The 12,686-nt window shown below is 56.7% G+C and carries 9 protein-coding genes; 6 read left to right on the top strand and 3 right to left on the bottom strand.

The genetic code is table 11. From position 1 onward, the window contains the following. Nucleotides 1–59 precede the first annotated feature (59 nt). The 6 genes from ACN28R_RS03495 (at nucleotide 60) to ACN28R_RS03470 (ending at nucleotide 6,839) form a co-directional block, all read left to right on the top strand. Complete coding sequence (locus ACN28R_RS03495; protein WP_095833594.1) at nucleotides 60–986, top strand: carbon-nitrogen hydrolase family protein; 927 nt, start codon at nucleotides 60–62, stop codon at nucleotides 984–986. 253 nt (nucleotides 987–1,239) lie between these two features. Beyond that, nucleotides 1,240–3,189 (top strand): methyl-accepting chemotaxis protein, encoded by a 1,950-nt coding sequence (locus ACN28R_RS03490; RefSeq protein WP_095833593.1) that lies wholly within the window; start codon nucleotides 1,240–1,242, stop codon nucleotides 3,187–3,189. Nucleotides 3,190–3,539: 350 nt separating this feature from the next. Beyond that, a complete protein-coding gene (locus ACN28R_RS03485) occupies nucleotides 3,540–5,216 on the top strand; it encodes a methyl-accepting chemotaxis protein (protein ID WP_095833592.1) in 1,677 nt (558 codons plus the stop codon). Between the two features lie 244 nt (nucleotides 5,217–5,460). Then, the gene (grxB, locus tag ACN28R_RS03480) at nucleotides 5,461–6,096 is read left to right on the top strand and encodes a glutaredoxin 2 (protein ID WP_048638154.1); all 636 of its coding nucleotides are present in this window, start codon (nucleotides 5,461–5,463) and stop codon (nucleotides 6,094–6,096) included. A gap of 49 nt (nucleotides 6,097–6,145) precedes the next feature. Beyond that, complete coding sequence (locus ACN28R_RS03475; protein WP_095833591.1) at nucleotides 6,146–6,514, top strand: YidH family protein; 369 nt, start codon at nucleotides 6,146–6,148, stop codon at nucleotides 6,512–6,514. Then, nucleotides 6,507–6,839 (top strand): DUF202 domain-containing protein, encoded by a 333-nt coding sequence (locus ACN28R_RS03470; RefSeq protein ID WP_375153879.1) that lies wholly within the window; start codon nucleotides 6,507–6,509, stop codon nucleotides 6,837–6,839. Before ACN28R_RS03475 ends, ACN28R_RS03470 begins: the two co-directional genes overlap by 8 nt. 75 nt (nucleotides 6,840–6,914) lie before the next feature. Here ACN28R_RS03470 and ACN28R_RS03465 read toward each other — a convergent pair whose 3' ends face one another. Genes ACN28R_RS03465 through ACN28R_RS03455 form a run of 3 tightly spaced genes read right to left on the bottom strand, consistent with a single transcriptional unit; the run spans nucleotide 6,915 to nucleotide 12,630 of the window. Continuing rightward, nucleotides 6,915–8,327: an efflux transporter outer membrane subunit gene (locus tag ACN28R_RS03465; protein ID WP_048638151.1), complete on the bottom strand. Its 1,413-nt coding sequence runs from the start codon at nucleotides 8,325–8,327 to the stop codon at nucleotides 6,915–6,917. Continuing rightward, nucleotides 8,327–11,479, bottom strand: a complete 3,153-nt coding sequence (locus ACN28R_RS03460; RefSeq protein WP_095833590.1) for an efflux RND transporter permease subunit — start codon at nucleotides 11,477–11,479, stop codon at nucleotides 8,327–8,329. Before ACN28R_RS03460 ends, ACN28R_RS03465 begins: the two co-directional genes overlap by 1 nt. Next, on the bottom strand, nucleotides 11,479–12,630 hold the full coding sequence (locus tag ACN28R_RS03455; RefSeq protein WP_095833589.1) for an efflux RND transporter periplasmic adaptor subunit: 1,152 nt from the start codon (nucleotides 12,628–12,630) through the stop codon (nucleotides 11,479–11,481). The genes ACN28R_RS03460 and ACN28R_RS03455 overlap by 1 nt, the downstream gene beginning before the upstream one ends. Nucleotides 12,631–12,686: the final 56 nt, after the last annotated feature.

Genomic DNA, 12,686 nt, shown 5'->3' with positions numbered 1-12,686 from the left:
TTCATTGGTAACAGTGCATTCTATATCATCATTTATCCGTCCCTTCAGAGGTTTTTGACATGGCCAAATCCATTGTTGCCGCATTGCAAATCGGCGCGTTGCCCGGCGGTAAAGCCGATACGTTGAAACTCATTCTTTCTTATGAAAAAGCCATCGCCGCCAGCGGAGCAAAGCTGGTCGTTTTACCCGAAGCGGTACTCGGCGGTTATCCCAAAGGCGAAATATTCGGCACGCATCTCGGTTACCGATTACCTGAAGGGCGGGAAGCGTTCGCGCGCTATTTCGATAATGCCATTGCGGTGCCCGGCGCGGAAACCGAGGCGCTGGCCGGGTTATCCGCCCGCACCGGCGCATCGTTGGTTGTCGGCGTCATCGAACGATCCGGCAGTTCGTTATATTGCTCATCGCTGTTTTTTGAACCCACGCAGGGGCTGGCGGCGAAGCACCGCAAATTGATGCCAACCGGCACCGAGCGGCTGATCTGGGGCCAGGGCGATGGTTCCACCCTGCCGGTGGTTGAGACGGAAGCCGGACGCATCGGCTCGGCCATCTGCTGGGAAAACCACATGCCTTTGCTGCGTACCGCCATGTATGCCAAAGGCGTGGAAATCTGGTGTGCGCCGACGGTCGACGAACGCGATATGTGGCTGTGCTCCATGAGGCACATCGCGCATGAAGGCCGCTGTTTCGTGGTCAGCGCTTGTCAGGTGCAACCCTCGCCCAAAGAGCTGGGGATCAGCGTACCGGGCTGGGACGAAAACCGGCCGTTGATTCAGGGCGGCAGCGTGATCGTCGGCCCGCTGGGCGATATTCTGGCCGGACCGCTCAAAAACGAGTCCGGGCTGCTCAGCGCGGAAATCGATACCGAAGAGCTTAAACGCGCCCGCTACGATTTTGATGTAGTTGGTCACTATGCCCGCCCGGATGTATTTGAGTTAAACGTGGACGAACGCGCAAAGCCCGGCGTGAAATTCATTCGCGACTAACCGCTAAAACCGCCTTCCTACTCCCATAAGGCTATCTCTGGGTCACCGTTATTGATGCCGACTCAGAGACAGCTGCATACGCGGCGATACCGCCATTTTCATGCTACCGCTTAGCTCGCGCCCGGCCTTCCCGCCTATTCATGCCGCGGATAAACGTGACCCGTAGCGCATTCAGAAAATACGCCGCAGGCTAGACTCTTTCTATTCAATGATTCGTTTTATTCCATGATTCAATTGAAGAGAGGGAACTACTATGGGAATACTGTCGTCTTTCCGTGCAGGAGCAACTATTTTTGGCGCCAAATCGCCCGTTAGCGGCGTCTATAACTGTGAAACCTTACCCACCTCGCTAAACAGCCTTGGCATTGCCGACAAAGCCGGTCTGCTGTTTACCTTCGTTCCCCCCGATGCCGATTTCTCCCGCGTCAATAACGCCTGGCAGCAGCTTGCGAACGCCAATCTCACGGTACTCGCCCTCTCCTCGACCGGCGCGCTGTGCGCCCGCCCCGGCATATCGACCTATTGTGACATGAGCGGGACACAGGGAAGTTGGTTATGGCTGCCGCAAACGCTGATCGCGCAGCATGAAGTGCATGTCATCGATCTGCATATTCAGGGAAAAGCCACTGCCGGCCAGAGAATCGCGGCAATTCGTCAGGAGTTGGAACGGCTCAACGTCGGTATGGCGCTGTCCGCCGATCGCACTTTCGCCATGATCTACTGCGACGGACTCTCGGCCTCCGAAGGCTTTCTGATGCAGGCATGGTATGCCAGCGGCAGCTTTCCCTGCATGGCGATCGGCGGTTCGGCCGGCGGCAATCTCGATTTCAGCGCCACCTATATCGGCAACGACAACGGCATATTACAAGGCAAGGCGGTGCTGGTGTTTTGCCAAATGGCGGAAGGAAAATCCTTTGCGCCGTTCAAGAGCCAGAACTTCGAACCCACGACGCAAAGCTGGCTGATCGCCGAAGCCGATCCGGTGGCCCGCACCGTCAAATCCGTATTCGATGCCAGCGGGCGGCCTCAATCAATCATCCACGCGCTATCGGATTACCTGCGCTGCAAACCGGAACAAATCGGCAAACAGCTGGAAGGGAAAACCTTTGGGGTGAAGGTCGACAATGAGTATTTCATTCGCTCGATCGCCGCCATTCAGGCCGACCGCATCGCTTTCTTCTGCGATCTGGAATTCGGCGACCGCCTGTATCTGCTGCAAGCAACGGATTTTGTGGCGTCCACCCGGCGTGACTGGCAGCAGTTCCTTGCCGATAAAGGAAAACCCGCGGGGCTGCTGTTGAACGACTGCGTGCTGCGCAGGATGAATAATGCCGCCAGTCTGGATCAGGCCTGTTTCTTTGATAAGGTGCCGGCCGCCGGTTTTTCCAGCTTTGGCGAAATTTTCGGCGTTCCCATCAACCAAACGCTGTCGGCGCTGGCGTTTTTCGATCACGATGTCAAAGCCATGACGCACTTTCCCATCGACTACGCGGCATACGCCGGTCACTATGCCCAGCGGGCGCTGCGCCGTTGGGAAGCCATGCACAGTATCCAGTCCGGCGTTATCAAACGGGTGGTCGCCTATCAGGAAGAGATCAATCCGCTGTTGACGACGCTGCCGCAGTTGGAGCACGCCACGTCGCGCCAGACGGAAACGCTGGATATCGCGGAATCCAGCATTCGCGCCATCAGCGAGGCGGCAATGCAAACGCGAACCGCGCAAAATAATCTGGAGCAGGAACTCAACCAGTTGGAACAGATTTCCCTCGGCATCACGCAGATTACCGTCGGCATCAGCGCCATTGCCGATCAAACCAACCTGCTGGCGCTTAACGCCGCCGTAGAGGCCGCGCGAGCCGGAGAAGCGGGCCGCGGCTTTGCGGTTGTCGCCGATGAAGTTCGCCGTCTGGCCCGCTCGTCAAAGGAGCAGGCCGACGCCACCAGACAAAATATCCGCTCGGCGGTGGACACTATCGAGCGCATCCGTCACGTTGCCGCCGAAACGGTCGGCACCACGCAGGAGATGGCCTCGAAAAGCATCACCGCCGCCGATCAGATTGCGGCCATGAGCACCGAAACCAGCCAGGAGCGCCGTAACGTAACCACTAATATGGGCCACCTGAAAGAAGCCGCCAAGGGAATGGACGCTATGCACGATGCCGTCGATCAATTGACGACGCTGCAACGGCTGACATCATCTTAAAACAGAATATCGAGCCGGCGTCTGTGGCGATGCGCAACCACAGACACCAGCGTCGGCTCTGCAACTAGAAGTATTAAGCGAGTAAAACCCGCCAATATAACGATTGAATAAAATTCAACAAGCGTGCCAATTAAGAACGCACATTAAATATATTTTCCAAATACCTTCACGCGATCATTATTTTAAAAAATTTCCGTCTAATTAAGGAAATAAATCAATTCTGGTGCCGATAACTTCCGTGAGACACCAGAATATTTATCTCCGCCTCAAAATATCAAAAGTCACTTTCATAGCATGTTGAAATTAAATGAAAAAATAGATATTCAACCATAACAAATCAGGATGCATTTATGCGATTGCTAAGAAATATAACTATCCGTAAAGTCTTGTTGACTATCCTTGCCCTTTTCTTATTACTCTGGGGCGGCGTTTCCTGGATGGCGATATCCTCCCTTGGTCAGGTCAGCCAGTTGCTGGAAACCAGTCAGTTGCAGAAGAAAAACACCAGTATTATGAGCCATGGGGTAGAGTCTTATTTTCGTACCGCGGTTCGATTATTTATGGTTGCCGATCTGTATCAAAGCGGCGATAAAGAAAATGCGCGAAATATGTTAAAGACCGCCATGGATGTCATCGACATCAGTCAAAATGATCTGACGCTTTTTCAGTCCCAGCCTCAGGTCGGCGTGTCACCGGAATTGGTTAATGACATCGTTCAACATTGGACCAGCATTATCCGTGAAATGCGCAATATGGCGGCGCTGCTTGAACAGGAGGATGTGGAACAATACCGGTATGCGGTAAGAACCACCCTCCCGCCGATCAGCATTGCATTCGGCAAAGCGACAGAAGACTATGCCGAACGCCTGCTGGCTAACGACGAAACGAACAGCCGGCAAATCCATCAGTTGGTCAAAGTCTGTCAGCGCGTGCTGATCGCCGCCCTGATTTTAGGATTGCTGATACTGTTCCTGACCGATCGCTACCTGGTGTCTTGTCTGCTGGCGCCGCTGGAGCAAATAAAGAGGCAGTTCCAAACGCTGTCGTCAGGACAGCTGCACCACGCCATCACCGATTTTGGCCGCAACAATATTGGTCAACTCATCCCCTATTTGCGCGATATGCAGGAAAGTCTGATCCGCACCGTCACGATTATTCGCGATAGCGCGACGTCGATTTATCAAGGCTCCGGCGAAATCAGCGCCGGCAATAGCGACCTCTCATCCCGCACCGAACAGCAAGCCTCGGCGCTGGAGGAAACCGCCGCCAGTATGGAACAGCTGGGCGCCACGGTAAAACTGAATACCGACAACGTTACGCAAGCCAACAAGCTGGCGCAGGAGGCGTCTTCGCTGGCGAACAAAGGCGGTCATCTGGTCGATGACGTCGTCGTCACCATGAGCGATATCACCGCCAGTTCGCAAAAAATAGCCGACATTACCAGCGTGATTAACGGCATCGCCTTTCAAACCAATATTCTGGCGCTGAATGCGGCGGTTGAAGCGGCGCGCGCAGGCGAACAGGGGCGTGGATTCGCGGTGGTCGCGGGGGAAGTCCGTAATCTGGCGCAGCGTAGCGCTCAGGCGGCGAAAGAGATCGGCGCACTGATCGCCGAATCCGTAGAACGGATTAATAACGGTTCCCGGCAGGTGGCATTGGCCGGGGAGACCATGACCGGCATCGTTCAGTCGGTCACGCACGTAACCAATCTGATGGGCGAAATCGCCTCGGCGTCCGAAGAACAGAGCCGCGGCATTGGTCAAGTGGCCCAGGCCGTCACCGAGATGGATAGCGTCACGCAGCAAAACGCCGCCCTGGTACAGGAATCCGCGGCGGCCGCCGCGTCGCTGGAAGAACAGGCGCGCCAGTTAACGGAGTCCGTCGCCGTCTTCCAGTTACCTGGAAACGGCGCCGTGAGCGCACCGCGGCCTTCCCATCCCGCTGCGGCGTCACCATCGCAGACGTTACTTGTCGATAAGGCGGCCCGCGCTTCGAAGCACGGTGACCATAATTGGGAAACGTTTTAACGCATTTCGAGCGCAAGCGACTAACCCCACCCCGAAATAGAGGCGAACGCGGGTCTGCGTTGTGCTGTAAAAAGGTGTCACAAATCGGTAGCGGATCCGGCGCATGATCATTTTTTATTTCAGGTATTATTCTGGCTGACCGACTATACCCAATAGATGCAAACCGACACGACGACTTGCAAAATACCGGCTATATCGGATAAAGATTGTATGCTGCTGTTTTCCTATCACTAAGGTGCAAAAAATGAAACTCTTCATCTATGAACACTGCCCGTTCTGCGTCAGAGCCAGAATGATTTTCGGTCTGAAGGCGATTCCCTTTGAGCTGTCCGTTATTATGGAAGGCGACGTTGAAACCCCTACCCGGATGGTCGGACGCAAAGTCGTGCCTATCCTGCAGAAAGAGGATGGCAGTTTCATGCCGGAAAGTATGGATATCGTGCATTATGTCGACAATACCAAAGCACCGTTAATCGCCGACAAGCCGGTCGCGGCCGCCATTGAAGCCTGGTGTAAAGCGGCGTCTGACGTGGTATTCAATCTGGCGGTGCCGCGCTTTACCAAAGCGGAGTTCAAAGAGCTGTCCACCCCGGAAGCGCGTGAAGCCTACCGTCTGCGGGAAGAAAAAGCGTTCGGCGATCTGGCGGCGCTGATCGCAAAAACGCCGACGCTGGTTGCCGAGGCTCAGCAGAAGTTGGCCGAACTCGAACCCCTGCTGGCAAATGAACAGGATATCTCCACCACCGATTTTATTCTGTTCCCGGTTCTGCGTTCGTTGACCATTGTGAAAAACATTAGCTTCGGACCGAATGTCAGCCGTTACCTCAAACGCGTTGCCGACGCCAGCAAAGTCGACCTGCTGACCCATCAGGCCATATAAGGCCGTTGAACGAATCAAACAGTGTTCCACCTATACCCAGACGATAAATATGACGACATCCAAGCAGGAAAAAACACCGTGGTGGCATCAGGGGAAAACGCCTGACTATCGATTTTCACTGGCTAATGAGCGTACGTTTCTCGCCTGGATCAGAACCTCGCTGGCGTTTCTGGCGGGTGCGGTGGCGGTGGATCAATTCACCGTTCATCTCGCCTCGCCGATGGTGCGTCAAGGGCTGGCGCTGCTGCTGATTGTCTGCGCCGCCCTGCTGGGCGCGCTGGCGTATCGCCGTTGGGTCAGCAATGAAAAAGCCATGCGTCAGGAAAGCGATATGCCTTATACCCCGCTATTGCTGACCGTCACGCTGTTTATCACTATGATTGCGGCCGCACTGGCGGCAATCATTATTTTTGATTAATTCATCGGTGGAAACGACGCGCGATCCCGGTTTACAACCACAGCGCACCGGTATGGCCTGGTCGCGCACCATGTTTGTGATGCTGATCAACAGCCTGCTGTTTTTTCGCGTGGGCATAGCGGACGACGATCGCATGGTGTTCGCCTGCGGTATCCTGCTGCTGTGCGTCGCCGGCATGATGGCCGCTTTCGCCGTTATGCGTTATCGCTTTAACGCCGCCCGGCACCAGATACTGTCACACATCAGCCACGGCGCGATCGCCCTCACCTCGGTAACCATCGTTATCGCCGCACTGGTTCTGCTGTACCACGAACTTTTCGTTTAGCCCCATTTCCCGCGAAAAAAAACGGGATAGCGTCATAATCAGCCGCTATCCCGTAACCTAATGAATAGGTTCTATTTACTGCGCCGCCGCGCCGCCTCCCAGAACGTTATAGAGGGTCACCAGATTGTCCAGGCGGGTCTGCTCAATGCTGATAAGCGTCTGCCGGGCGCTGTAAAGCGTCCGTTGCGCATCCAGCGCGTTCAGATAGGTATCAACGCCTTCCCGGTAGCGCTTATCCGCCAGCTGATAGCTACGTTGCGCCGCCGCGGTGTAATCCCGCTGCGCCGCCAACTGCTCATCAATGGTGGCCTTGCGCGCCAACGCATCCGCCACCTCCTGGAACGCGGTCTGGATAGCTTTTTCATAGCTGGCGATATAGCCCTTTTTCTGCGCTTCGGCATACTTCAGCGAGGCGCGGTTCGCGCCGCCGTCAAAGATCGGCAGACTCACGCTGGGCGCCAACGACCAGACGCCGGCGCCGTGGCTGAACAGCGAGGAGAGCGCGCTGCTGCTAACCCCGCCGCTGGCGGTCAATGACAGGCTGGGGAAGAACGCAGCCCGCGCCGCGCCGATATTGGCATTGGCCGATTTCAACGTATGCTCCGCCTCCAGCACATCCGGGCGCTGCAATAACACGGAGGAAGCGATCCCGGCGGAGACCGGCGCGATCGCCAGCGTCAGGTCATCCAAACCGGCAGGCAGCAGCGACTCTTCCACCGGCCGCCCCGCCAGCAGGTCGAGCGCATTTTTACTCTGCGCCACCACCGTCGTATAGTTGGCGACATCGGCGCGCGCCTGCTGATAGACGGTTTCAGCTTCCGCGACATCGACGCCGGAAGCGACGCCATTGCGCTGCCGGTTGCGCGTCACCTCCAGCGAGTGCAGCGCGCTTTGCATGGTCTGCTGCGACAGTTGCAGGTTGCTGCGCGCCGTCGCCAGCGTGATATAGGCAGTGGCGGTATCGGCAATCAGCGTCAGTTGGGTGGTTTTCGCCGCCGCTTCCGTCGACAGATAAGTCTCTAACGCCGCTTCCGTCAGGCTGCGCGTTTTACCGAACAAATCCAGCTCGAAGGCGCTGACGCCCAGGTTGGCGCTGTAGCTCTGGCTGATGGTCGTCGCATTGCTATTCGACGATGAACTACTGGTCAACGATCGGCCCCGCGAGCCGTCAACGCCGGCGCTCACAGTTGGAAAGAGATCGGCGCGCTGGACGCCGTACTGCGCGCGCGCCGCTTCAATATCGGCCAACGCTTTGCGCAAATCACGGTTATCGCTGAGCGCCAGATCGATAACCTGCTGTAATTTCGGATCGACCATGGCCGAACGCCAGGGGATTTTCGTGGCGTCCGACGCCGTGCCCTTTACCGCGCCGCTCTGTGGCCAGGCCGACGGCACCGGCGCATCAGGGCGCTGATAGTCAGGATCCAAGGAGACGCATCCCCCCAGCAGCAGGGGGAACAGGACGATGATAAATTGACGATTACGCATTATTCTTTCCTCGATGAATCAACGCCAGGTAAAGCTTTGTCGGCACGCGAGGGAAACATGCGTCTCACCAGAACAAAGAACATCGGTACCAGAAAAACCGCCAACACGGTCGCCGTCAACGTACCGCCCACGATGCCGCTACCGATGGAAATACGGCTGTTGGCGCCCGCGCCGGTGGAAATCGCCAGCGGGAATACCCCGACGATAAAGGCCAGAGAGGTCATCAGCACCGGTCTCAGGCGTGTGACGGCGCCTTCCAGCGCGGCGGCGAACAGCGTGGCCCCGCGCTGATAGGCGGCTTCGGCAAACTCTACAATCAGGATGGCGTTTTTCGCCGACAGCCCAATGGTGGTGAGCAGCGCCACCTGGAAATAGACGTCATTTTCCAGTCCGCGCAGCGTGGCGGCCAATACCGCGCCGACCACCCCCAGCGGGATCACCAGCATGACCGAAAATGGAATGCTCCAGCTTTCATACAGCGCCGCCAGACACAGAAACACCACCAGAATCGAGATCGCATACAGCGAAAGCGCCTGTCCGCTGGCCAGCCGTTCCTGATAGGACAGCCCGCTCCAGGAATAGGTGGTGCCTTTGGGCAGCGATTTCGCCAGCGCCTGCATTTCATCCATGGCGACGCCGGAACTGACGCCGGAAGCGCCGGAACCCTGAATTTCATAGGATGCCTGGCCGTTATAACGCGACAGACTTTCCGGCCCGTAGACCCAGCGCGTGGTGGCGAAGGCGGAGAACGGCGTCATCACGCTATCGCCATCGCTGTTGGTGCCGCGCACGAACCACTTATTCAGATCCTCCGGTTTGCTGCGTGAATCTTCATCGCCCTGGATATAGACCTTCTTAACCCGTCCGCGATCGATAAAGTCATTCACATAGGAGCCGCCCCAGGCGCTGCTCAGCGTAGTGGTGACATCGCTCATCGACAGCCCCAGCGCACTGGCTTTGTCATTATCAATATCCACCTGTAGCTGAGGCATCTGCGCCAAATCGTTGGCGCGCACGGCCGACAGTTTGTCGTTTTTGTTGGCCGACGCCAGTAGTTCGTCGCGCAGCTGCAGCAGTTTGTCGCGTTCGGTGGTGCCCGTCGCCTGCAGCTCAAAGGTAAACCCGCTGGACTGGCCCAATCCGTCCACCGACGGCGGCGTCAGGGTAAACACCTGCGCATCTCGCAGTGAGGAAAGCGCTTTGGTTGCCCGCTTCGAAATCGCATCCGCGCTGTTTTCCGTCCCTGGGCGCTGAGCCCAGTTTTTCAGCGCGACGAACGCCATACCGGCGTTTTGTCCGCTACCGCTGAAGTTAAATCCGGAAATAATGAAAATAGCTTCGGTATTGTCTTTCTCGTCGGTCAGAAAATAGTGCTCAATCGCTTTACCCACCTGGCTGGTCCGCGCTTCGGTGGCGCCTGGGGGTAAGGTGAACTGCACCATCACGCTGCCCTGATCTTCCGTCGGCAAGAACCCCGACGGCAGACGGGTAAACAGCAAAGCCATGCCGACAATCAGCAGGCCATAAAGGATGATGTAGCGCGTCGGAGAGTGCAATACATGAGCAACCTTGCCGGAATAACGATCCTGCATGGATTGATAGCGCAGGTTAAAGCCGGCAAAAAAGCCTTTTTTCGCAACGCGATGTTGGGTTGGTTTCAGCAACGAGGCGCACAGCGCGGGCGTCAACGTCAACGCAATCAGAACCGACAACAGCATGGAAGAAACGATAGTGATTGAGAACTGGCGATAAATCACCCCGGTCGAACCGCCAAAAAAGGCCATCGGCAGGAAGACCGCGCTCAGCACCAGCGCCACCCCGACCAACGCGCCGGAAATCTCCCGCATCGTTTTTTCAGTGGCGGCCTTCGGCGGGAGACCTTCATCCCGCATCACGCGCTCGACGTTTTCCACCACCACGATCGCATCATCCACCAACAGCCCGATCGCCAGCACCATGCCAAATAGCGTAAGAGTGTTGATGGAATAACCAAACAGCGACAGTACGCCAAAGGTTCCCAGCAGCACGACCGGTACGGCGATGGTCGGGATCAGCGTCGCCCGCAGATTCTGCAGGAACAGGAACATGACAGCCACCACCAGCAGGATGGCTTCAAACAACGTTTTAACCACTTCCTCTACGGAGATTTTGATGAAGTCCGTACTGTCTTTCGGGTACGCGACGCGATACCCCTCAGGCATGGTGCTTTCATACTCGGCGACGGTGGCTTTTACCCGTTCCGCGGTCGCCAACGCATTGGCCCCCGGCGCCAGCATCACGGCAATCCCAGCCGCCGGATGGCCGTTCAGGCGGGTGACCGCATCGTAACTCTCGTCGCCCAGTTCCACCCGCGCGACATCGCCAAGCCGAACAACCGAACCATCTGCTTTGCTTTTCACAATAATGTTTTTGAACTGCTCAGGCGTTTTCAGCTTGGACTGCGCCATCACCGTGGCCGTGAGCTGCTGATCGCTGCGGGAAGGCCGCGCGCCGATCTTACCGGCGGATACCTGCGTATTTTGCGCTTCAATCGCCGAGGTAATATCAGACGGTATCAGGTCATAGGCCGCCATACGGGTAGGATTCATCCAGATGCGCATCGCATACTGCGAGCCGAAAACTTTCACATCGCCCACGCCATCCACGCGGGCCAGCGGATCCTGCAGGTTGCTGACCATGTAGTCGGCGATGTCCGAACCATCGGATTTATCGGTCGTGTCGTACAACGATATAATCAGCAGGAAGCTGGTTTGCGACTTGGTTACCGTTACCCCCTGAGACTGCACTTCCGTCGGCAAACGGCTCAACGCCTGCTGCACCTTATTTTGCACCTGCACCTGGGCGGTATCGGCGTCGGTCCCCTGTTTAAAGGTGACGGTGATTTTCGCCTGCCCGCTGGAACTGCTGGTCGAGGAGAAATACAACAACCCGTCCAGCCCGGTAAGCTGTTGCTCTATGATTTGGGTGACGCTATTTTCCAGCGATTCCGCCGACGCGCCGGTATAGGTTGCGGTGATTGACACCGAAGGCGGCGCCACGTCCGGATATTGCGCAATGGAAAGCGACTGGATCGCCAGCGCGCCCGCCAGCATGATCGCAATCGAGATCACCCAGGCGAACACCGGCCGATAAATAAAGAAACGAGAAAACATTACTCTGCCACCTCTGCGTTATCCGTTGCCTGTTGGCTATTCGCCCCGGCCGTGGCAGCGGTCGTTTCCATTGCTTTTACCGTATCGCCGACGCTCACTTTATTCGTGCCCTCGATAATCAGCCGATCGCCCGCATTTAACCCTGAGGAAACCAGCCAACGGTTGCCGATCGCCCGCGCGGTCACCACCTGACGCTGCTCCACCTGTTGCTGGTCGTTAACCACCAGCGCGGTGGCATTGCCGCGCGCATCGCGGGTAATGCCCTGCTGCGGCGCCAGAATCGCCGCCGGGTCGGTGCCGTTCTCCACCGCGGCCCGGACATACATGCCAGGCAGCAAGATATGTTCGGCATTAGGAAAGACGGCGCGTAAAGTCACCGAACCGGTCGACTCATCCACGGAGACTTCGGACAGTTGCAACTTGCCTGGCGAGGCGTAGGTTTCACCGTTTTCCAGCGTCAACGACACCGTTGACTGCGCGCTTTTCTGCAAACGCCGTAGCTCAAGAAGCTCGCGGCTGGACTGGGTAAGATCGACATACATCGGATCGAGCTGGCGGATCGTCGCCAACGCGGTGGTTTGGCTGGCGGTTACCAGCGCCCCCGGCGTAACGGAAGAGATGCCGATACGACCGGAGATCGGCGCTTTGATCTGCGTATAGGCCAGATTGATTTGCGCAGTCTTCAGCGCAGCCTGTTTTTCCGCTACCGTCGCCAGATACTCTTCATAGCTGGTTTGCGCATCGTCCGCATCCTGCTGTGACACCCCCTCGACTTTCACCAGACGGGCATAGCGTTCGGCTTTCAGTTTCGCCGCCCGTACGCTGGCCTGCGCGTTTTTCAACGCCGCGGCGGCCTCATCGTAGGCGGCCTGATAACTGGTCGGATCGATCTGGTACAAGACCTGACCGGCTTTTACGTCGCTGCCTTCGGTAAACAAGCGTTTCTGAATAATGCCGTCCACCTGCGGCCGGACATCGGACACCATGGCGGCGGTTGTTCTGCCGTTCAGTTCGCTGTCAAGCGTCACGGACTGCGGCTGCAGCGTTTGTACCGTGACCTCAACGACAGGTTTTACCTGAGCGGGTTCCGATGCCCGCTCACAACCAGACAGTAAGAAGACCAATAAGAAAATAAAGCGTTTACCTTGCATGAAATCATGCCCTATAATTGAGAATGAACGTTCATTCTCAATATTAAGGAAGTTAG

The organism is Brenneria goodwinii, assembly GCF_002291445.1.
In the GTDB taxonomy this organism is placed as follows: Bacteria; Pseudomonadota; Gammaproteobacteria; order Enterobacterales; family Enterobacteriaceae; genus Brenneria; species Brenneria goodwinii.
The sequence above is the reverse complement of the archived record's forward strand: the minus strand, read 5'-3'. Positions and strand labels throughout refer to the sequence as shown.

What these genes read in the sequence shown, in the direction of transcription:
- ACN28R_RS03495 (WP_095833594.1), top strand. Translation starts at nt 60, where the DNA reads ATGGCCAAATCCATTGTTGCCGCATTGCAAATCGGCGCGTTGCCCGGC.
- ACN28R_RS03490 (WP_095833593.1), top strand. Translation starts at nt 1,240, where the DNA reads ATGGGAATACTGTCGTCTTTCCGTGCAGGAGCAACTATTTTTGGCGCC.
- ACN28R_RS03485 (WP_095833592.1), top strand. Translation starts at nt 3,540, where the DNA reads ATGCGATTGCTAAGAAATATAACTATCCGTAAAGTCTTGTTGACTATC.
- grxB (WP_048638154.1), top strand. Translation starts at nt 5,461, where the DNA reads ATGAAACTCTTCATCTATGAACACTGCCCGTTCTGCGTCAGAGCCAGA.
- ACN28R_RS03475 (WP_095833591.1), top strand. Translation starts at nt 6,146, where the DNA reads ATGACGACATCCAAGCAGGAAAAAACACCGTGGTGGCATCAGGGGAAA.
- ACN28R_RS03465 (WP_048638151.1), bottom strand. Translation starts at nt 8,327, where the DNA reads ATGCGTAATCGTCAATTTATCATCGTCCTGTTCCCCCTGCTGCTGGGG.
- ACN28R_RS03460 (WP_095833590.1), bottom strand. Translation starts at nt 11,479, where the DNA reads ATGTTTTCTCGTTTCTTTATTTATCGGCCGGTGTTCGCCTGGGTGATC.
- ACN28R_RS03455 (WP_095833589.1), bottom strand. Translation starts at nt 12,630, where the DNA reads ATGCAAGGTAAACGCTTTATTTTCTTATTGGTCTTCTTACTGTCTGGT.